This window comes from Chryseobacterium indologenes (genome assembly GCF_001295265.1).
Classification (GTDB): domain Bacteria; phylum Bacteroidota; class Bacteroidia; order Flavobacteriales; family Weeksellaceae; genus Chryseobacterium; species Chryseobacterium indologenes_A.
In genome coordinates this window covers 118,291-137,102 of record NZ_LJOD01000001.1, presented here as the reverse complement: position 1 = coordinate 137,102, position 18,812 = coordinate 118,291, and the positions used below count along the sequence as shown (strand labels likewise).

Genomic DNA, 18,812 nt, shown 5'->3' with positions numbered 1-18,812 from the left:
AACCCTTTAAAGCAAGAACAATGAAAAAATATATCTACACCGTGATGCTGCTCTTCGTGGCCATCACGGTAACACAGGCACAAAGAATGCTACCCAAACAGAAAGGTTTGGAAATAAGCACAGGCATTTTGTCTGATGATAAAATCGGCAACGATTATTACATCAACCTCGGTATGACCGTGAACGGCAAAAACGGGAATTATCAGATATGGGCATTGGAATATACACACCAATACCACGATTATAAATCGCTACAAATACCGCAAGAAACCTATACCGCAGAGTTTGGTTACAGCTTCTTTTTGTTGGGCGATGCCCGTAAGAATATTACGCTCAACGCAGGTTTAACAGGCGTTGTAGGGTATGAAAACATTAATCGTGGCGAAGAAATGTTGTTCGACGGCGCAAAGATAACGAGCGAGGATAATTTCATCTATGGTGCTGGTGGTAGGCTGACCTTTGAAACGTATTTGTCTGACCGATTTGTATTGGTACTGCAAGGACGTACAAAAGTCTTTTGGGGTACAGATTTACGACAGTTCCGACCGTCCGCAGGCTTGGGATTAAGGTTTAACTTTTAAAACGTAAAACGATGATAGCAATATTTAATAAATTCAGAATAGGATTGTTGCCGACATATGTACTATTGGCAATCCTGACAGGTTCGGTTTCGTTGGTATCTTGTAGCAAAGATGATGACCTCGAAATACAGAATGATTTTCCTTTTGAGGTCAATGTAATGCCTGTACCAAAGGACGTAGCAAACGGGCAAACGGTAGAAATACGCATTACCATTCAGCGTACCGGAAATTACAGCAATACGCAGTATTTCCTCCGCTACTTCCAATTTGATGGACAAGGCTCACTTCGTTATTACGATGAACCACCGTATCTGCCGAATGATTTATATCCTTTGCCAATGGAACAATTCAGGTTGTATTATACTTCAACTTCTGCCGAATCACAATCTTTTGAGGTTTGGATTTCCGACAGCTTTGGCAATGAAAAGCAAATAAGTTTTCAGTTTAACAGCAGTGATTAAATTATATTTTATACATTGCGACAAACTCTGAATAACTTATTATTTCCATAAACTAAGAAAACGGCTTATCGAAAGGTAAGCCGTTTTCGATTTTAAGGTATAAGCAGATAAAAAAGAATAAGAAAAAATAACAGGTAGAAGTACAAAGCCCCCATTAGTTTTTGGCTAAATTTATAGCATATTAATAGCAGAGTATGAACGTAAAAGGTGCAATAGTCTATTTACCCGTTGAGTTTCCGGAAAGGTCAGTAACATTCTACAAAAACCTATTCAGCGATACTCCCGATATATTTCTTGAAGACGGTTTGATTATTATCGAGCTACCCAATCTAAATCTGTATTTGATAGAAAAAAATAAGTTTGTGGCGCAATACAGTCTTAAAACAAGTCGTGCAGTACAATTACCAAAGAATAATCTCGGAACGATAATCAGTTGTATTCTGTCTTCTGAAGAAGAAGTAGATAAAGCATTGGAAAAAGTTTTAGAGTACGGTGGCAAAGTTACTTACAATGCCACTATAAACGAAGCTATTGGAGTATATGCAGGTTATTTTTCTGACCCTGATGGGCATATATGGGAGCTTGCTTATTATCCACCTGAATATAACAGGATTTTCAGTTTTAGCAAAAACTAACTAATAACAAAAATCGGATAACCTTTTGGGCTATCCGATTTTTTTAATATTTAATAGTTTGATGTCAAATTATTTTTAAATAAATAGTTTGATGTTAAACTTTTTATTTTACCTTTGCAGAATGAAATTAGAAAAGAAAAAGGATTTGACAAGGATAACGGAATTGATGGATATCATAAGAGATGTCCGTAAAGTAATGCGTAGTCATTTTATGAAGAAAATGAAAGAGCATCACTTTGACGTTACCATAGAAATGTTGGAGGTTCTGTACATTTTGTGGAGCAAAGACAATATCAATCAGCAGGAAATAGTGGATAAAACCAACCGCAATAAAGCCAGTATTACTTCGCTGATTGACAATCTGACAGCAAGAGCGCTTGTACAAAGAAATCCTGATCCCACAGACAGACGCAATAACCTGATTGCATTGACAAAAGAAGGGAAAAACTACCAGGAGAAACTGATACCTATTCTTGAAGAAGTTTATCAATCTTTTCAAGCAGATATTACTTCTGAAGAACTTGAAAATACAATCAATGTACTTCAGAAAATCAATAAAAAAATGATAGAATAAAAAAATCATTTTTTTTTGACTAAATAGTTAGAATTTAAACAGTATAATATTGAATTAATGAAAATAAGAAAGTTATGTACAATGTTGGTTGCGGGCTTCTTGTCAATAAGCACGATGTATGCACAGCAATCGCAGGAACGAAAAATTTCAGTCGAAGAGTTGTTTGAACTTGCCAAAGAAAACCATCCGAATTTAGCCGTTTCAAAAGCAGATATTGAAATTGCAAGACAAGGGGTAGAAGTTGCTAAAAACGCACAGCTTCCTACTGTGAGTGCAGCTTTGCAAGGTTATTATCTTGGTGATGCACACATCATTGATAAGGATTTTTCCAATTCCACAAGAGTAGATATGCCGCATTTTGGCAATACCTTTTCGGTAGATGCCAGCCAGTTGATATGGAAAGGCGGGTTGGTAAAAAACGGTATTAAAGCACAATCGTTAAAAGAAGAATTAACGGAACTGAATTATCAGTCGAACGAACAGAATATCAAACTTTTGGTGTTGGGTTATTACTTGGATTTGTACAAACTGCTGAACCAAAAATCGGTTTATCAGCAGAATATCCAATTGGCAGAGCGGCGTTTCGAGAACATCAACAAGTTTTACAATCAGGGAATGGTAACCAGAAATGATGTTATCCGTGGCGAACTGCAATTGTCCAACCTGAAACTTGCTTTACAAGTGGTGGAAAACAACCGTCAAATTTTAAATAAACAGCTAACAACAGCTTTGGGACTGTCCGAAAGCACACAGATTGTGCCTGACGAAACCATACTGAGCAATGTTCCTAAAGCATTATTGATGGACGATTACAGAGCGTTTGCACAAAACCACCCAACGGTATTGATGACCAGAAAAGCGGTGGATATTTACGAAACTTCCGAAAAAATTACCCGTTCGGAAATGATGCCCTCGTTGTCGGCATTTGCCGGAAATAAATTGGCTCGCCCGATTACAACATCGTCGCCCGCACTGGATATGTACACCAACGGCTGGAGTGCTGGGCTTTCGCTGAATTTCAACCTCGATGCTCTGTACAAAACGCCGAAGAAAATGAAGCAGGTACGTTTTGAAAAAGATAAAGCCATTGCACAGGCAACTGAAGCTGAGCAAATGATTGATGTTGCCGTAAATGCCGCTTATATCAAATACAATGAAGCATTGACACAAAACAATACGCTTGGCACAAACAAAAATCTTGCAGATGAAAATTACAGGATTATGAACAGTAAATACAATAATCAGTTGGCTATTTTATTGGATTTGATTGATGCAAGCAATCAGAAATTAGATGCAGAATTGCAGTTTGCCAATTCGGAAATAAGTATCGTTTATGCGTACTACAAATTATTGAAAGAAAGCGGGAATTTATAATAAATTGATAAACTTAAAGATAAAACAATGTCAGAAAATATAGAAAACAACAAGCAGGAAAATACACCGCAATCCATTGAGCAACCTGCAGAAACGCAAAAGGTAAATAAGCAGAAGACCAAAGAGAAAAAGACCAAAATCATCAATATCCTGGTGCTTGTGTTGGTTCTTTTCGGGCTTTATTTTGTGGTAAAATCCTATTTCAATGTCGGTAACGATAAATACACCAACGCCGCTCAGGTCGAGTCGTTCATTAACCCGATTAATACAAGGGTTTCGGCATACATTAAAGAAATCCGTTTTGTGGAACATCAATACGTGAAAAAAGGCGATACCTTATTGATATTGGACGACAGAGAAATTCAGACACAACTTGGACAGGCAGAAGCAGCTTATATGGCTGCTTTGGCTTCCAAAAATGCGACTTCAAGTTCGGTAAAAACGGCAGCAAATAATGTAAATACTGTTGGTGCAAATGTGGAAGCAGCGAAAGCAAATATCGAAGCGACAAAAGCACGTTTGTGGAATGCGGAACAGAATTTCAACCGCTACAAAAACCTGTTGGCAGACGAAGCCGTAACCCGTCAGCAATTCGACCAAATAAAGTCCGATTTCGAGGCACAAAAAGCCCAATTGGAAGCACAGATTTCGCAATATCAATCCGTGATTAATTCCAAAACCACCAGCGAATTATCTGTAAACGAAGTACAATCGAGATTGGGAATGAACGATGCCGACATCAAACGTACACAAAGTGCTTTGGATATGGCGAAACTCAATCTTTCTTATACTGTAATTACTGCGCCACACGACGGAATTATGGGCAGAAGAACGGTAAATGTAGGACAATTGTTAAGTCCAAGTCAACAAGTTGCTACGATTGTAGATGCCGACAACATTTGGATTACCGCAAATTATCGTGAAAAACAAATGGAAAATGTAACCATCGGCGGATTGGCAACCATTACCGTAGATGCACTTGGAGGAAAAGCCTTCGAGGGAAAAGTTACGGCAATTTCGGGAGCTACAGGAGCAAGATACTCGGCTGTTCCTGTAGATAATTCCACAGGAAATTTCGTGAAAGTACAGCAACGTATTCCGGTTCGTATCGAATTTACAGAAAACAATACGCCCGAAGAAATCAAACAGCTTCGTGCCGGTATGAATGTAGAAGTAACGCTTAAATAGAAAAAGTTTAAGGTTTAAGGTTCAATGTTTAACGTTGTTATATTGAACTTTAAACTCAAAAAAACTTTAAACTTTAAACAAAATTTATGTACAATAAAGGTCCATTTGCAAGCTGGGTTCCCAAACCTTTAATGCTGTTGCTGATTTTGGCGATATTATTCTCGATGATGACCGTTTCAGGAGTATATGCAAGTGTCATTACGGATATTTCGGGAGCAATGGCTACTTACACCGAATTTATTTCGATGGCGAATAACGCCGGGACAATCGGTATGGGTTGTGCTATTATGATACTAATGCGTGTCAAAATGCGTTTCCGTACCAAGGAAATCATTGCGGGCTCGGCTATTATCCTTGCTATATTATCCTATATGTGTGGCACGACGGAAAGCCCTGTTGTGTTGATAGGTTGCAGTTTTCTCATTGGTTTTTTCAAGATGTTTCCGATGATAGAAATGGTATTACCCATTATGTTCATCATTGCTCCGACAGGAGATCGAGGAAAATTTTATGCGGTATTCTACCCCTTGTCCATTGGATTTGGGCAACTTTCAGCCTATTATTTTGCCCAAATGGTATTCGATGGCAGTTGGCAAACACCTTATATGTTTATGTCGGCAACGATGCTTGTGATTGCGGCACTATCGCTTATTTTTCAGCACAATCAACGTTTTGGATTTAAAATGCCATTGTATCAGATTGACTGGCTTTCGTTGATTTTATTTGGAGCTTCGATGATGTCGCTGAATTATTTCTTTGTGTTTATGAAACAACAAAACTGGTTTCATTCGCCCAATATTATAATTTCGTTGATTATCGGGTTGGGACTTTTTGTAGCTATGATATACAGGCAGAAATCACTCAAACGAAAGATGATTGATTTCGGGGCATTTAAAAAGAAAAATGTTATCCACGCTACCATATTGTTATTCTTTCTCGGATTATATCTGGCAAGCACATCAGTATATACACAATATGCAGTGGGTGTTTTAGGGTATAATAACCTGATTAACGCACATACCAACCTTTGGATGATACCCGGTATTGTCATTGCCGGAATATTGGCATTTTACGGTTTTAAAAACAAATGGTACATCAAGTATTATATCGCTTTTGGATTTGTGTGTTTTGCGCTGCATACGCTGTGCCTTTACCTGATTATACAGCCGCAGATGGACATCCGCTACCTCGAATATGCAACCATACTGAAAGGATTGGGAATGGGTATCTTGTTCATCGGACTTTGGTTTTATGCCACCCTCAACCTACAAATGAACGAAATGATGGGAATGATGGTGATCTTGATTGTGGTAAGGTCATTTTTGGCAACGGCTCTCGGAGGGGCGATTATCGGTTGGGCAAGCTATCAGTCACAATGGCAAAGCCTGAACGATATTTCGATGTATCTCGATGCAGGAGAAATCCCCAACGGAATGGCAATATACCAAAACATCAGCCTTAATGCGTTAATGGCTTCGGGAAAAATCGTGTTGGGAACATTGACTTGGTTGATTATACCAATATTGATATTTATTGCAACACATTCTTACGGTAGTTTCCATTACAAACGAGTGGTGTTATTACGTAAAAAGATTAGAGGAGATTCAATTAAAGGATATAGGTTTTAGAGTAATGAATAAATTAAAACAATACGGTTTGCTATTTTTGGTAGCCATCACAAGCAGTATAAGTGTTCAAGCACAAGAAATGTCAGAACATCATTCTATAAAAGGAAATCTGGGTGTTTCGGCAGTAATGGGACACGCTTTTATCAAAAACAGAATCGACAGCGAAAACAAAATAAGTTCGGCAGCAGCTTTCGGTATCAACGCCAATTATTGGGTTTCTGACAAGTGGGCGGTAGGCGTGCATTCGGATTTGGTTTTTGAGAATTTCATCATCGAAGAGAAAAAACCGAACGAAGAACATCGCTTCCTCGAACGTGAATATCCTGTTTCGGTCAATGCCGTCGCAACATACAAACCCATACATTCATTAGGCATATTGGCAGGTATCGGACGGGAATTCAGTAAAGAGAAAAACCTCACAATGTTTGTCGCCGGAGCAGAATATATGTTCAATATTCCGAACAATTGGAAGCTGGGCGTATCGGCAATGTACGAAGCCAAAAGACACGCTTACAATACCTTTGTTGTCGGTTTCGGTATTACAAAATTAATTCATCTGGGTAAACACCATTCGTAGATGTATAATCCTTATAAAGAATAGGAAATGAAAAAAATATTGTTTTTAACAGACTTCTCACAAGTGGCGGACAATGCGTTTATTTATGCGTTGTCTGTGGCTGAGAAAATAAAAGCGGAAATCCATATTCTGCACGTTACGCATATTATTGAAGCCCAAGATCCGGACGAAAAAGCATTGGTACATCCATTGGCAGAATTTTATAATGAACAATTGGAAACCGATGAACGGACTGATTTTAAAGGAGAAGCAAAAAAGCTGGAAAATATTGCACAGGACAATCAAAAATTGAGTGTTCCGGTAGAATTTCATTTTGAAAAAGGTTATTTTCAGAAAGTTGTAGATAACTACATTGGAGAAATGGGGATTGATGTTGTTGTAATGGGTACTTCCGGTGCGAATACAGTCGATAAAAAGCTATTCGGTTCCAATACGGGAAAACTGATAAACCACCTTGATATTCCGATTCTTGCGGTACCTGCAAACGCTATTTTTAATGACGTGCGCAATTTTACCCTTGCAGTAATGCTGAACGAAAACGAATACAACATCGTAAACCGTTTAGCTGAAAGGTTACAGGAAGCTGGCGGAAACCACTTGAAATGCGTGTACGTGGCTGAAAACGAGAAAGATGCCATAAAAGCTGAAGCGAAGAAAGAAATGTGGAAAGAAAACATTAATAATGCTGAAATCTCTTTAGAAATTATTACTAATTCTGATGTAATAGACGGACTGAACAATTTTATGGATAGCAACCAAACCGATGTGCTTTGCATTATCCACCGTAATAAAGGTATTGCTACAAGACTGTTCGGCATCAATTACAGCAAGCGTTTATTACAATATTCAAAGACAGCTTTGCTAATTTATAACAATGATTGGAGAGTTGGTGTCAAATATTACAGTTAGTTTTACCACAAAGTCTTATAAAGAAAAAAATATATAGTTTAAGAAAAATAAAAAACTTATTTACAATGGAAAAAATCATTACTATTCTTCTAAATTCAGAAGAAGATGCATTTAAAGCATCACAGGAAATCAAGCAGCTTTCCCAAAATGAAAACCTTACCGTGAACGAACTTTATGTTCTTACAAGAAATGAAAACGGTGAAATCCAAATCAAAAATGCAAAAGATGAAACTTTGCCTTATTCTGCTTCCGGAGCTTTGGCAGGGAGTTTTATTGGTATTTTAGGTGGTCCTTTAGGTGTATTATTTGGTATGACTACCGGGCTTTTGGCGGGAAGTTTAGGTGATTTAGTTCGAGCTTCCAAATCTTCTAAATTCTTAGAAAAAACTTCGAAATCCATCCCGACTGGTAAAACCGCCATCGTTGCCAACATTGATGAATATTGGGAAATTCCTCTAAATTCAATACTTAAACCTTTTTCAGCAGAGGTGAAAAGGTTAAATGTAAACGAAGAAATCGAAAAATACATCAACGAAGAAGCAAAAGAAATTGACGATGAAATTAACGAGTTTACCGCTAAGTTGGAAAGTGCAGCAGAAGACGATAAAGCTAAAATAGATGCCCGTATAGCCGAACTAAAAGCAAAACAAGCAGAATTACACCAAAATATAAAAGCTAACGCCAAAGAAGAAAAAAAATCTGTTTCGGAATGGTTCGGAAAAGTTAAAAATAATTTTTCTAACTGGCGTGCAGATATTGCCGATAAATTTGATGACTCAAAAGAAGAATTAATCGATGATTATGAAGATTTGCAAGAGGATTATAATGAATTGTCTGTAAAAATTAAAAGAAATTTAAAAAATTTAGAAAACAGCACAGAAGAATCTTTTAGAAAGTCCATTGGTTATGTCAAAGAAGAAATCGAAGAACTAGACGAAGATATTCACAAATTAGAAGAGCAAGTAGATCAATTGGTAGAAAAAGACAAAGAAAGATGGCAGTTGAAATTAGAAAATTTAAAACTGAAAAGAGACGAACTACTCGCAAAAGCAAAATCAGATTTTGAAGCTCACCGTGAAAAATATCAGGAATGGTTGAGTAAAACGGAAAATGACCTAAAAAGTAATTAAAATTTTTTAGATCAACTTAGTAACTGGTGGTTATCTTTCAATGCCTAGATATGCCACCTTTTACTGTTTCTGCAAACACTGTTTTTAATGACACACGAAATTTTGTGCTTGCGATAATGCTGAACGAAAACAAATACAAAACCGATGTCCTGTGTGTTATCCATCGGTATAAAAGTTTCGTACAAAGACTGTTCTCTATCAATTACAGTAAACGTTTGCTACAATTCTCAAATACGGCTTTGCTGATTTATAACAGTAACTGATTAGGATTTAGAATCAAATACTATAGTTAATTTTAAGAAGATTTTTAATTTAAAACAGATTATTATGGCAACATTTTTCAAAACAATTCGCAACACCGTAAAACACTGGTATATTCCGGCAATCATAGGTGTATTGTTTATCATTCTTGGAGGCTATTTGTTTAGTGTTCCCGATGCAACGTATTTTTCACTGGTTGTACTTTTCAGCCTGTCATTCCTGTTTTCTGGAATTTTGGAAATCGTGTTTTCCGTTCAGAATAAAGAAGAGCTCGAAGGTTGGGGTTGGTATCTTACAAGTGGAATTTTTAGTTTGCTTATTGGTATCGTATTAGTGATAAGACCTGAGATTGCAGTAACTACACTTCCATTTTTTGTGGGCTTTAGCCTGCTGTTCCGTTCTTTCCAAGGATTGGGATTTGCATTTGAACTAAAAAATTACAAAATATTGAAATGGGGAAATCTTGCAATTTTAAGCGTTTTAGGGATAATTTTTTCTTTTATGCTGATTGCCAATCCGATTTTCACAGGTATTTCGTTAGTGATGATGACAGCTTTTTCTTTCATTTTCGTAGGTGTTTATGCTATCGTAATGTCCTTTCAATTAAAAAAACTGAAAACACTTCCGGGCAAATTAAGAAAAGAGCTGAAAGACAAAATCGAAGATTTGAAGGAGGAATACTATAAGGATATCGAAAAATAATTGTAACAGATTTAGTGATTACTGTAATGAATGCTAAAAAACATAAATTAAAAATAGAAAAGGTTCAAGATTACAGTACAAGAGAAAGTATTATTGAAATTTCATCATCATCTTTCTTTAAATATGGCATACATAAGGTATCTATGAATGATATAGCGGAAAAATGCGGAATTTCAAAGAAAACAATTTATAATTATTATGAAAGCAAGCATCAACTTGTTGAAGCAATTTTAAATTATAATATTGATGAATTCGAAGAACACATTAAATCCATTCAAGAAAAATCTGCAAATGCAAATAAAGAATTGGTTTTACTTTTTGAATATTTGATTGAGCTATACAAAGAAATATTGCCAATATTCATTAATGATCTAAAAAAAAAGTAGTATTAATATTTATATTGAAAGAAGTAAATTTTTGCTATATTCTTTCCTTTTAAATAATTATGAAAGAGGGTTAAATGAACAAATTTATAAGGAAAGAGACAGCATTAAAAATGATATACAAGTAGTAGTTAGAATAATACAAATGTTATTCTCTGAAAGAAATAATGAACAATCAACAAAAGATTGTGCTGATATTTTTTTTATAAGAGAGATGCTTATATCCTATCTCAGTTCGAGAAATGTCACACAATATATAAGTAATGAGTCTGGATAAGAGAAAAATATATAGGAAAGTGACTTAATAGTAATGATTAAGAGCAAATCTAATAAAATAAAACCGACCTACTTACAGGTCGGTTTTATTATTTATTTTAATAAAGTTTCAAATACAAAAAAACTTAAAACGCCAAACACTGCCTTTCAAAGCCAAACACTACAACATTTCATAAACCTGTAACAAGCTTTAATATCTTCGACTTCCACAGAAAAATTGAGCAAACTATGGAAGTAATCGCAATAGCAAAATCCGCATTGGACGGAATGACGAATGATATAAAGGAGCTTTTGGAACTGACCGAAAATGCCACACAGAAATACTGCCCGATTTTCAAAGAAGAAAAATGGCTCGATAACCAGGAAGTGTGCCTGATGATGAATATTACCAAACGTACTTTACAGACCTATAAGGACAAAGGCTTATTGCCATATTCCAAACTTAACCGCAAGAATTATTATAAACTCTCGGATGTACAGGCTTTAATACAAGCCGGACAGCCGTACAATACTGTTGAAAATGGATTTACTGACAAATGATACTGAGGAAATCATTGCCCATAAGGAAATGATTATGCAGTTGCGAAACCGTATTAAGGAAATCTTGAAAAATTATCGACCTGTAATGAACGGAGAAATTTATCTGTCGGGTGATGATGTGTGCAGGATGTTACACATTAGCAAACGAACATTGCAACAATACCGTGATGATAAAATCATACCGTATATTCAGATTGGCGGCAAGATAATCTATAAAGAAAGTGATATTCGGACCATATTGGAACAGAATTATATAGCCAATAATACGCTTTAATAGTAGATAATTTTCGTTTCGCTATCTCTCCAACAAAACTACTTTCGTATATTTGCTATTGAAAATATTAAAATACTTAAAGTGTTTTTGCTTTAGGTTCCGCATTAGAAACTGGTAATTTTTAACACCCCGGAACAGATAAGTAGGAACGCTCACGTCATAGGCGTGGGCGCTCGCTTATTTGGGGGTCAGGCGTACCAGTGCCTTAATGCCAGTAAGTGTGGTTGCCTGCGCCTTATTTTTTGCAGGTTCCACCGACTAACATTAAAAAATGGTAGTATGGAAACAATAAAAACCTCCGAAAAAAACAGCCTTGCCCTTATCAATGACAAAAGCCCTGTTTTGGATTTCATCTGCAAAGACCTTGTTGCTTCAGGAATTAAAATCTTATTCCGTTCGGAAAACGTTGATGACGGATTGATTAGATTGTCAGCGTTACAGGAAGCTCCCCAAGTTTGCATTATAGACCTCAATTTTAACAACGAGAATATGTTGGCTCAACTAAGGGTATTAAAATCAAAATACCCAACCATTAAGCTGATTGTACACAACGATAAAGATGATAAACAAATAGTAATACCGCTTTTGGAAATAGGTATTGAAAGTTATCTGCTTATTGGTAGCGATGCCGATGATTTTAAAAAGGCTATTGAGAATGTTACCAATGGCAAACGATATTTTAGTATGGGAGTGTCCAAGATAGTACAAAACTATTTTAAACATTTTTGATTTCGCAATACAAGAAATCTATATTCTAAACAACCTTACACATTAGCTGAAAATAAACCTGAATACCGTATGAAAAATGCCGATAAACAGACAAATAGCACGTACCAACGAATTTTATCTTGAAATATCAAAGAGAATACTCACAGAAAAAGAATACAATATTTTACGCAGACTACTTATAGACAATCAGTCAATAAACGAAGTTGCCCAGGAATATAATCTAAGTACCGCACGCATCAGGCAAATATTCAACAGCACTTTTGATAAAGCGAAAAGTATCGCCGACACATTTCAGGATATAGCCTACTATAAACAGAAGCTCTACGAATTAAGAACGGCTTATCTGAATGAAAAAAATAAAAAAATAGCTTCTGATACTCCTCTGCTCAGCAATCCCGAATTGCTGTCAATGAAAATAATGGATAGTCATTTCCCATTCAGCAAACGGCTTTATAATATGCTGGAGATAATGGAAGTTGTTACGATTAGCGATTTACAGGAAATCTCTTTAGAAAAACTGCATCACTTTAGTGGATTTGGAAGAGAGTGTAAAAGAGAACTTATTGCCTTTATAGAATTTGAAGATTTAGAAAACTATTTTGAAGGATTTTATAAGTGGAAACAATCAAAAATATAGCTTTAAAGTTTACAGCAATAATAATTACAAGGGACAATAAAATAAAACCACCGCTAATACATTGGTTTCTTTGTTACTTTCTTTTTCGTTTAACTCACGAAAGAAAGTAATTCCCCAAGAACAACAAATGGGATAACGAATATCCCACGCAAAAACTCGCAACCTGTTTGGTAAAATGTGAAGTAAGGACGGTGCATAGCCAATACATTTTGGCAAAGGGGTTGCACCTTTTAAGATGCAAAAAGACTGCCCGACCATCGGGAGGTGTGTCTTTTTGCCGCCCGATTTTCGGGCTTTAACCAACCTTTATCGGTTGGGTACGGTAGTCTTTCAGATTGTGAAAAAAACCTCTATTTTCCGTCATTCCATAGCGAAATAAGTCCCAAAGTAAGGAACAACCCATTTGAGCCAATGAGCCATTGATAAACAAATCCTGTTTTTGCAATGCTTCGGCAAGTGAGCAACTTGGTGTGTTATCTTCTTGTTCAGATTGCTTCAGCAAGTCGCCAAATTCTTCGGTAACCAATGGCAGGCTTGCCACCGTTTCGTATTTTTCGGAATTAGGCTGTTTTATCTCTCCGATAGTAGATAACAAAACTTGTCCTGTGTGCCTACTGTTACCAAAATCCAACCAATACTTTGGTGTATCTCTGTAACTTCTGCGGTGGCTGACTGCTTTCAGTATTTCGGCAACGGCAAAACGTGCCTGTACATTATCTACACAAGTAATGGTAATGGTTGCTTCTTCGGGTATCTGTCCGAAATTATCCGTTTCAAATTTTCGGTTCTCGGCTTTCCAATTCGTACCGATACAACGGTTTACACGATTGATTAAAGCAACGGATTTGTACAATCCTGTTTCGCTTTCAAAAAATCGCTGTCTGCCTAAATTGGCAGTCGTGATAATATCATCGTCCCATAATCTTACGGACAATCCTGCGTGTCCTAAAGCAATCAAACTTTCGTTTATTTCTAACAAGGCAGTCAATACTTTTGAGCCTGTGCCACCTGCTCCGATAAGGTTTACCGAAATGGGGTTGGTCGGGTTTAACAGATAGTTATCTGTGAAATGTATTTTTGTTTTCTCGGTATTCATCACAATAAATTTTTAAGGGTTTTACTGTTCTTTTTTAATGCTTCTTTGGGAAAGGGGTTGTTTGTATTCACAAGGTCTTTCCAAAGGCTCACAATGTTCTTTTTTGTAAGGTTACTGCACAACGAATGGCTGAAATAGGAATTGAAAAAATAATGTTCCCAAGCTTGTATAAATTCTTCCACCGAAGCCGAATTTTTAATGTCAATGCTTACCGTTCCCATACATACATTGCCTTTTTCGTAGATGTTGAAAAACGGGGCGTAATGCAAAGCCGTTTTTTCGGTGGGTCTTCTGTCGTTTGCCAAAGCAAATACAGTCAGACTGCTTTTACTCGCCAACCAAAGCATTGCGGGTACTTGTGCCATTCCGTTTGGAATTTCTAAACCATCCACAAAATACAGTTGCCTTTGCTGTGCTTTGGTGTACCATAGCACCGTGCCTTTATCATTGCTTGGATTGATGTGCAGAACATTGGTAGGCAAAATTCCTTTTGACTTTAAAAAGGCGGTGTTCTTTTCTTCATCGGTCTGTAAACACTTTGCCAAAACATTGGCTTCTTTTACGGTCAATGGGTGGGCATTGATAGGGTTGCCGTCCTTATCCATATCGAAATGCTCTACATAGGTTTCTTTCTCCGTGCTGTTGGTTTCGTAAAAAACCAATGCTGATTTAGGAAAATAAAGCGTTCCGAAATTTGCTGTTATGTCGGTTGTGTTGTTCATTTTTCTGTGGTTTTATAGTTATACAATAGGTAGGAAAGGTCGTCCAATAGTTCAAACAGTCGGTTCTCAAAATCAAGGTTTCCAACCGATATTTTACTTCCGTCAAAGACTTTGTTAATGGTCGGTTCTTCCATTACTCCGTACTCGTTAAACTCGTTGTTGATACTGTCTTTTATGTTTTCGTACAACCAACCTTTGGTGTCTGCGATAAAAGAAATATACTTTTCCATTCCGATTACTTCGTTTTCGCAATCATCGTCATAGGGGTCTTGTTCGGGCATTGGAGCGTTTCGGAAAATACTTGCTGTCGGGTATTCCGTGTAAAGAGCAAAGGCATTACAAGCCACGTTCCAACATTCTTTATCAAATGTATCACGGCTTTTAAAACGGCTTAAACGCTGTTCAAATACCGTTAGATTGATACGGTTGTACAACTTCTGCTCAATCCTGTCGCCAACGGTTTCTGCTTTCCTCAATTCACTTTTATAGCTTTCGGTATCTTCTGTTTCATCGTCTTGTTCTACCCAATCTTTGTGTGTTTCATACAGCCAATACAAATAGCTGTCTTCCTGTCTGTAATACGGTATTTGGGCAATATGGTACAGATAACTGCAAACCGAAGTCAGTAAATGTGCGGTGTGCTTCCGTTGTTTGTCTTGCAACATTTCAAAGAGTGGAACAATGGGAATGTAAAACAGCCTTGTACCTGTATCGTATCTTTCCTCACTCGTTAAAAAGGTTTTCTTACTGTCCTGTACCAATTTAAAACCGTCCCAATTTCTGTGGCTTCGTTTCATTTGGGTATCCATATCCCACATAGCCAATACCATATTGTAGGGATAACCGTAATCCTGTCGGGTTGGCATTGGCTCAATGCTGTAATGCTCGGCAAGATTAGAAAGGGACTGATAAAAATCCCTTTCCGATTTCTTACAAGCCTGTACAGATTGTACGGTTTTCAGTTTAGGCAAAAACGTACATTTCAGAAAACCATTGGTAGCATTGCTATCGGTACGGATTTCCGTTTGTCTTTCCGTACTTCGTTTGCGTCCTTTGGTCTTTGCATCCATTGTGCAAACTCGCCTAACTGTCGGTGCAACTTCTGTTGCCGTTGCTGTTCGGGTATGCTGATTGTTCCCGATATTTTGTTGCGTTGCATAGTTCATTGCTTTACGGTTTTAAATTATCCTTTTGTTCCCATTACGCTTTCAAATCTGTACTCGACTGCATCGTCCTTAATCTTCGGTGCTGATACCTTTGCAGTTGTCAAAATCGGGTACATATTGGCGTAAAAATTCATTACTGCTTCCACGCTCCAACGTGTTTCGGGGTCGGTCAATGTGATGTCCTGTCCTTTATCTTTGAGTATAAAAACTCTCGGTAATACGGTTGCTAATAACATAAATTCGATTTTAAGGGTTAATACTGTTCTTCGTTCTCGTCTGCTTCATCAATGGGATAATCGGCAGTAGCTTCTTCCGTTTGTGGTGGCTCTGCTGTTGGTTCTTCCATTGCTCCGAAAAGGCTTGGTGTTCCGAACTTGTCGGATAAGGTGGATTTGCGTTTGCGTATCTCGTCCGCTTTTTCGGGAAACTCGGTAATGTCAGGTACTTTCATCCACGCTTCACGGAATTTGCCCTCTTTCTCCAATTCGTCTGCCTTTGCCATACCGTCTTTAAACTTCTTGTCTTTGGCTTCCTTTTCCTTTTTGGCTTTCTCGGCTTTTTCTTTCTCCATAGCGGATTGCATTTTGACAACTTCCATTTGCTTCATAAAGGCTTCCATATCCACCATTAAACCCGAAACGGTTTGTATAGGTGCGGTTATCTGCTGAAAAAATTCCTCGTCAAACTCCTGTGGTGTTGCGTTAAATGTCAATGGGGGAATGAGGTTTTTGGCACTATCTCCACATTGCTCATTGTTGAGAATAACCGATACAATTAGGTTATTTTCTACTCCCTTAGAAATGTTCAGTTGTAATACTCCTGTAAATTCCAACTGTTGTATCTGATTGAAAAAATTTGTGTTCATTGCTCTTAAATTTTAATGTGTTGTTACTTGTTCTTTGATTGCTGTTAGTTTCTCATACATATCCGTCCAATAGGCTTTTTGCCTTTTGTCAAACTCTGAAAAACTTTTGTCCTTGTGCCTGTATTCCTTGTAATCTGCCGTTATTCTTATGGCTTCGTCAAGGTCTGTTACTTCAATTAGGCAACCGTTTAAATCTGTGATGTACATTGCTGTCGTTTTTTTTAATTTGTGATTTCTGCTATCTTGTCAATCCTGCCATAAATGAAACTGCGTAAGCTTGTTTTATCGGGGGCGGTGTATTCGTGCCAACTTTCGTACTGTTTCACTACATAAGTTTTTAAAACATCTTCAAACCCAAACCGATAACCCATTAGGGGAACTGCTCTGTTAAAAAAGGCGTTACGGTTTACCGCTTCTGCAAGCCAATTTTTTTCGGCTCGGCTCAATCTCTCGCCCTTGTTCAGTTTTTCCCTTAACTGATACACTTTTGAGGTTTTCAGCGTTGTCAATTCGGGTACTTCGTGGCGAACAAACTTTGTGGCTATTGCTTTTGTTTCCATTGTAACTGCTATTAATGGTTATGCGTTAATTTTCTGCGGTGTAAACCCCATTTACATAGTAGCCGTGCGACTTTTCCCAAAGGCGTATTAAACCGTCCGTATCTATGTAGAAATGCTCTGTACGATTGCAGTAAATAATAAATACGCTTTCGTCCTTATGCTTCTTTTCAAGGCTCTTGGCTCTCGCCAGACTTTTAGCTTCCTCGATTGTTGTTGCTTTCATATCCTGCTGTTTTGTATCGTTTAAAATTTCTACTATATCCACAATGGCAAATTCGGGGCAACCCTCTGTGATTGTTATCTGCTGTATAGCTCCCTGCTTTCCGCTTAGTGATACTACTCTGAGCGTTGTTGTACCTGTGTCGTGCTTCAGCGTCGCTTTGTATATTCCTATTGTCATTGCTTTGGTTTATAGTAGGCTACCACCGATTAAGGCGGTAGCCTGTGGTTATTTAATTAAGGTTTAGGATTTCCGCACCGTCTAAGGCAAAAGCGGTACACAATTCAAATGCTTTCTGTGATTTGAGTTGAGCCGTTCCACCTAATACAATGGATTGTAGTTTGGCTTCGTTGTCTTTGTAACTGCGTACATTTTGGAAATAGCCTGTAACAGCGTTGTACGCTCCGAACAATGTTCCTTTTGTGGTGTCCATTTGTTGGGTGTCGCTTGTCATTGCGTATGCAAATGCGTTCTCAACGGTATTTTTGAACATTGTTGACATTTCATCTTCCGCACCTTTTTTGATAAGGTCAAGTGTTTCCTTGTTCGGGCAAAGTGCCAACTGTATCAGTTTTCTAACCTCTTTGTCTGTGGCTCTTACCTTTGTCCAATTATTGAAAATGCCCTGTAATTGGTCGCTCAATGTATTTGCCAATCCCATAATCTTGTGGGCGTTCTCGATACGTTGTTTTGCTCCCGAAGTGTGCTTAATACGGACTACATTGGTCATACTGCGTAATGAAGCGTTAAGGGTATTTTGGCAAACGATACGGATAGGTGTAAACGCTGCCGTAATACTTCCGCTACCATCGTGCGAAGTGGTAAGGAAAATGTATTTTTCCGTTACATCATCGCCATTGCCTACACGGATATAGTCGGGCAATTTTGCAGTGATAAAAATGCGTTCTCCGTTGCCCAATGCCCCTGCGGTTTCGTATAGAATACCCTCGCCACCGCCTACGATAGCATCAAAGAAATTAAAGGCTTCACGGTTTTGTACGATATGGTAATCTTTACCCACTACGCCCAATACTGCATTGTTATCCGTGCGTATGTTGGCGAAATAGTTAGGTACTTCCAATTCGCTACTGCCAATCTCTATACCTTTGGCGGTTTCGATAATGCCCGAACCTTTCGTAAATAGTGGGGATTTAACCACCTCGTAATCTAACCCTGCGTGTTTGATAGCTTCCTCGCTTGTTGGGTATTGCTCTACGATTTGTCCCAAACCGTGCCACGCTTTTTGCTCTACTGAAAAGAAACTGTACTTTCCTGTTTTCTCATTGAAATTGATGTTATGTGCCATTTTGATAAAATTTTGATG

At 37.6% G+C, this 18,812-nt stretch carries 25 protein-coding genes; 16 read left to right on the top strand and 9 right to left on the bottom strand.

What is annotated here, in order from left to right:
* Positions 1-20 precede the first annotated feature (20 nt).
* The 16 genes from AOB46_RS00600 to AOB46_RS00525 all read left to right on the top strand — a co-directional run bounded on the left by AOB46_RS00600 (position 21) and on the right by AOB46_RS00525 (position 12,859).
* Positions 21-581, top strand: coding sequence for a conjugal transfer protein TraO (locus tag AOB46_RS00600; protein ID WP_062696114.1), 561 nt, complete (start codon positions 21-23; stop codon positions 579-581).
* An 11-nt stretch (positions 582-592) separates the two neighbouring features.
* On the top strand, positions 593-1,042 hold the full coding sequence (locus tag AOB46_RS00595; RefSeq protein ID WP_062696113.1) for a DUF3872 domain-containing protein: 450 nt from the start codon (positions 593-595) through the stop codon (positions 1,040-1,042).
* Between the two features lie 194 nt (positions 1,043-1,236).
* Positions 1,237-1,677, top strand: coding sequence for a VOC family protein (locus tag AOB46_RS00590; protein ID WP_062696112.1), 441 nt, complete (start codon positions 1,237-1,239; stop codon positions 1,675-1,677).
* 166 nt (positions 1,678-1,843) lie between these two features.
* Positions 1,844-2,251 (top strand): MarR family winged helix-turn-helix transcriptional regulator, encoded by a 408-nt coding sequence (locus AOB46_RS00585; RefSeq protein WP_157845024.1) that lies wholly within the window; start codon positions 1,844-1,846, stop codon positions 2,249-2,251.
* Positions 2,252-2,308: 57 nt separating this feature from the next.
* The gene (locus tag AOB46_RS00580; protein ID WP_062696110.1) at positions 2,309-3,625 is read left to right on the top strand and encodes a TolC family protein; all 1,317 of its coding nucleotides are present in this window, start codon (positions 2,309-2,311) and stop codon (positions 3,623-3,625) included.
* Between the two features lie 27 nt (positions 3,626-3,652).
* On the top strand, positions 3,653-4,813 hold the full coding sequence (locus AOB46_RS00575) for an HlyD family secretion protein (protein WP_082376985.1): 1,161 nt from the start codon (positions 3,653-3,655) through the stop codon (positions 4,811-4,813).
* A gap of 86 nt (positions 4,814-4,899) precedes the next feature.
* Positions 4,900-6,441: a hypothetical protein gene (locus AOB46_RS00570; protein ID WP_062696109.1), complete on the top strand. Its 1,542-nt coding sequence runs from the start codon at positions 4,900-4,902 to the stop codon at positions 6,439-6,441.
* Between the two features lie 79 nt (positions 6,442-6,520).
* Positions 6,521-7,018, top strand: coding sequence for a hypothetical protein (locus AOB46_RS00565; protein WP_131724288.1), 498 nt, complete (start codon positions 6,521-6,523; stop codon positions 7,016-7,018).
* 27 nt (positions 7,019-7,045) lie between these two features.
* Positions 7,046-7,927, top strand: coding sequence for a universal stress protein (locus AOB46_RS00560; RefSeq protein WP_082376984.1), 882 nt, complete (start codon positions 7,046-7,048; stop codon positions 7,925-7,927).
* A 65-nt stretch (positions 7,928-7,992) separates the two neighbouring features.
* Entirely contained in the window at positions 7,993-9,057 is a 1,065-nt protein-coding gene (locus AOB46_RS00555) for a DUF1269 domain-containing protein (protein ID WP_062696106.1), read from the top strand.
* A 327-nt stretch (positions 9,058-9,384) separates the two neighbouring features.
* Positions 9,385-10,020 carry an HdeD family acid-resistance protein gene (locus AOB46_RS00550; protein WP_062696105.1) on the top strand — a complete coding sequence of 212 codons (636 nt, stop codon included), beginning with the start codon at positions 9,385-9,387 and terminating at the stop codon, positions 10,018-10,020.
* A 26-nt stretch (positions 10,021-10,046) separates the two neighbouring features.
* Positions 10,047-10,406, top strand: a complete 360-nt coding sequence (locus tag AOB46_RS00545; RefSeq protein WP_062696104.1) for a TetR/AcrR family transcriptional regulator — start codon at positions 10,047-10,049, stop codon at positions 10,404-10,406.
* A 501-nt stretch (positions 10,407-10,907) separates the two neighbouring features.
* Positions 10,908-11,219: a helix-turn-helix domain-containing protein gene (locus tag AOB46_RS00540; RefSeq protein ID WP_062696103.1), complete on the top strand. Its 312-nt coding sequence runs from the start codon at positions 10,908-10,910 to the stop codon at positions 11,217-11,219.
* Complete coding sequence (locus AOB46_RS00535) at positions 11,200-11,493, top strand: helix-turn-helix domain-containing protein (protein ID WP_062696102.1); 294 nt, start codon at positions 11,200-11,202, stop codon at positions 11,491-11,493. The genes AOB46_RS00540 and AOB46_RS00535 overlap by 20 nt, the downstream gene beginning before the upstream one ends.
* A gap of 279 nt (positions 11,494-11,772) precedes the next feature.
* Positions 11,773-12,222, top strand: a complete 450-nt coding sequence (locus AOB46_RS00530; RefSeq protein ID WP_062696101.1) for a response regulator transcription factor — start codon at positions 11,773-11,775, stop codon at positions 12,220-12,222.
* A gap of 76 nt (positions 12,223-12,298) precedes the next feature.
* A complete protein-coding gene (locus tag AOB46_RS00525) occupies positions 12,299-12,859 on the top strand; it encodes a hypothetical protein (protein ID WP_062696100.1) in 561 nt (186 codons plus the stop codon).
* A gap of 295 nt (positions 12,860-13,154) precedes the next feature.
* Here the strand turns inward: AOB46_RS00525 and AOB46_RS00520 are convergent, their stop codons facing one another.
* Genes AOB46_RS00520 through AOB46_RS00480 form a run of 9 tightly spaced genes read right to left on the bottom strand, consistent with a single transcriptional unit; the run spans position 13,155 to position 18,794 of the window.
* Positions 13,155-13,955 carry a PRTRC system ThiF family protein gene (locus tag AOB46_RS00520; protein ID WP_062696099.1) on the bottom strand — a complete coding sequence of 267 codons (801 nt, stop codon included), beginning with the start codon at positions 13,953-13,955 and terminating at the stop codon, positions 13,155-13,157.
* On the bottom strand, positions 13,955-14,677 hold the full coding sequence (locus tag AOB46_RS00515) for a PRTRC system protein B (RefSeq protein ID WP_062696098.1): 723 nt from the start codon (positions 14,675-14,677) through the stop codon (positions 13,955-13,957). The genes AOB46_RS00520 and AOB46_RS00515 overlap by 1 nt, the downstream gene beginning before the upstream one ends.
* Positions 14,674-15,843: a hypothetical protein gene (locus AOB46_RS00510; protein WP_062696097.1), complete on the bottom strand. Its 1,170-nt coding sequence runs from the start codon at positions 15,841-15,843 to the stop codon at positions 14,674-14,676. Before AOB46_RS00510 ends, AOB46_RS00515 begins: the two co-directional genes overlap by 4 nt.
* Positions 15,844-15,860: 17 nt before the next feature.
* Positions 15,861-16,079 carry a PRTRC system protein C gene (locus tag AOB46_RS00505; protein WP_062696096.1) on the bottom strand — a complete coding sequence of 73 codons (219 nt, stop codon included), beginning with the start codon at positions 16,077-16,079 and terminating at the stop codon, positions 15,861-15,863.
* A 17-nt stretch (positions 16,080-16,096) separates the two neighbouring features.
* Positions 16,097-16,708, bottom strand: a complete 612-nt coding sequence (locus AOB46_RS00500) for a PRTRC system protein E (RefSeq protein WP_062696095.1) — start codon at positions 16,706-16,708, stop codon at positions 16,097-16,099.
* Between the two features lie 12 nt (positions 16,709-16,720).
* The gene (locus AOB46_RS00495; RefSeq protein WP_062696094.1) at positions 16,721-16,915 is read right to left on the bottom strand and encodes a hypothetical protein; all 195 of its coding nucleotides are present in this window, start codon (positions 16,913-16,915) and stop codon (positions 16,721-16,723) included.
* Positions 16,916-16,929: 14 nt separating this feature from the next.
* Positions 16,930-17,268, bottom strand: a complete 339-nt coding sequence (locus AOB46_RS00490; RefSeq protein WP_062696093.1) for a hypothetical protein — start codon at positions 17,266-17,268, stop codon at positions 16,930-16,932.
* Positions 17,269-17,293: 25 nt separating this feature from the next.
* Positions 17,294-17,668: a hypothetical protein gene (locus AOB46_RS23770; RefSeq protein ID WP_241489139.1), complete on the bottom strand. Its 375-nt coding sequence runs from the start codon at positions 17,666-17,668 to the stop codon at positions 17,294-17,296.
* A 52-nt stretch (positions 17,669-17,720) separates the two neighbouring features.
* Positions 17,721-18,794, bottom strand: a complete 1,074-nt coding sequence (locus AOB46_RS00480) for a DUF932 domain-containing protein (RefSeq protein ID WP_062696092.1) — start codon at positions 18,792-18,794, stop codon at positions 17,721-17,723.
* Between the last annotated feature and the right edge of the window lie 18 nt (positions 18,795-18,812).

What these genes read in the sequence shown, in the direction of transcription:
- AOB46_RS00600 (WP_062696114.1), top strand. Translation starts at nt 21, where the DNA reads ATGAAAAAATATATCTACACCGTGATGCTGCTCTTCGTGGCCATCACG.
- AOB46_RS00595 (WP_062696113.1), top strand. Translation starts at nt 593, where the DNA reads ATGATAGCAATATTTAATAAATTCAGAATAGGATTGTTGCCGACATAT.
- AOB46_RS00590 (WP_062696112.1), top strand. Translation starts at nt 1,237, where the DNA reads ATGAACGTAAAAGGTGCAATAGTCTATTTACCCGTTGAGTTTCCGGAA.
- AOB46_RS00585 (WP_157845024.1), top strand. Translation starts at nt 1,844, where the DNA reads ATGGATATCATAAGAGATGTCCGTAAAGTAATGCGTAGTCATTTTATG.
- AOB46_RS00580 (WP_062696110.1), top strand. Translation starts at nt 2,309, where the DNA reads ATGAAAATAAGAAAGTTATGTACAATGTTGGTTGCGGGCTTCTTGTCA.
- AOB46_RS00575 (WP_082376985.1), top strand. Translation starts at nt 3,653, where the DNA reads ATGTCAGAAAATATAGAAAACAACAAGCAGGAAAATACACCGCAATCC.
- AOB46_RS00570 (WP_062696109.1), top strand. Translation starts at nt 4,900, where the DNA reads ATGTACAATAAAGGTCCATTTGCAAGCTGGGTTCCCAAACCTTTAATG.
- AOB46_RS00565 (WP_131724288.1), top strand. Translation starts at nt 6,521, where the DNA reads ATGTCAGAACATCATTCTATAAAAGGAAATCTGGGTGTTTCGGCAGTA.
- AOB46_RS00560 (WP_082376984.1), top strand. Translation starts at nt 7,046, where the DNA reads ATGAAAAAAATATTGTTTTTAACAGACTTCTCACAAGTGGCGGACAAT.
- AOB46_RS00555 (WP_062696106.1), top strand. Translation starts at nt 7,993, where the DNA reads ATGGAAAAAATCATTACTATTCTTCTAAATTCAGAAGAAGATGCATTT.
- AOB46_RS00550 (WP_062696105.1), top strand. Translation starts at nt 9,385, where the DNA reads ATGGCAACATTTTTCAAAACAATTCGCAACACCGTAAAACACTGGTAT.
- AOB46_RS00545 (WP_062696104.1), top strand. Translation starts at nt 10,047, where the DNA reads ATGAATGCTAAAAAACATAAATTAAAAATAGAAAAGGTTCAAGATTAC.
- AOB46_RS00540 (WP_062696103.1), top strand. Translation starts at nt 10,908, where the DNA reads ATGGAAGTAATCGCAATAGCAAAATCCGCATTGGACGGAATGACGAAT.
- AOB46_RS00535 (WP_062696102.1), top strand. Translation starts at nt 11,200, where the DNA reads ATGGATTTACTGACAAATGATACTGAGGAAATCATTGCCCATAAGGAA.
- AOB46_RS00530 (WP_062696101.1), top strand. Translation starts at nt 11,773, where the DNA reads ATGGAAACAATAAAAACCTCCGAAAAAAACAGCCTTGCCCTTATCAAT.
- AOB46_RS00525 (WP_062696100.1), top strand. Translation starts at nt 12,299, where the DNA reads ATGCCGATAAACAGACAAATAGCACGTACCAACGAATTTTATCTTGAA.
- AOB46_RS00520 (WP_062696099.1), bottom strand. Translation starts at nt 13,955, where the DNA reads ATGAATACCGAGAAAACAAAAATACATTTCACAGATAACTATCTGTTA.
- AOB46_RS00515 (WP_062696098.1), bottom strand. Translation starts at nt 14,677, where the DNA reads ATGAACAACACAACCGACATAACAGCAAATTTCGGAACGCTTTATTTT.
- AOB46_RS00510 (WP_062696097.1), bottom strand. Translation starts at nt 15,843, where the DNA reads ATGAACTATGCAACGCAACAAAATATCGGGAACAATCAGCATACCCGA.
- AOB46_RS00505 (WP_062696096.1), bottom strand. Translation starts at nt 16,079, where the DNA reads ATGTTATTAGCAACCGTATTACCGAGAGTTTTTATACTCAAAGATAAA.
- AOB46_RS00500 (WP_062696095.1), bottom strand. Translation starts at nt 16,708, where the DNA reads ATGAACACAAATTTTTTCAATCAGATACAACAGTTGGAATTTACAGGA.
- AOB46_RS00495 (WP_062696094.1), bottom strand. Translation starts at nt 16,915, where the DNA reads ATGTACATCACAGATTTAAACGGTTGCCTAATTGAAGTAACAGACCTT.
- AOB46_RS00490 (WP_062696093.1), bottom strand. Translation starts at nt 17,268, where the DNA reads ATGGAAACAAAAGCAATAGCCACAAAGTTTGTTCGCCACGAAGTACCC.
- AOB46_RS23770 (WP_241489139.1), bottom strand. Translation starts at nt 17,668, where the DNA reads ATGACAATAGGAATATACAAAGCGACGCTGAAGCACGACACAGGTACA.
- AOB46_RS00480 (WP_062696092.1), bottom strand. Translation starts at nt 18,794, where the DNA reads ATGGCACATAACATCAATTTCAATGAGAAAACAGGAAAGTACAGTTTC.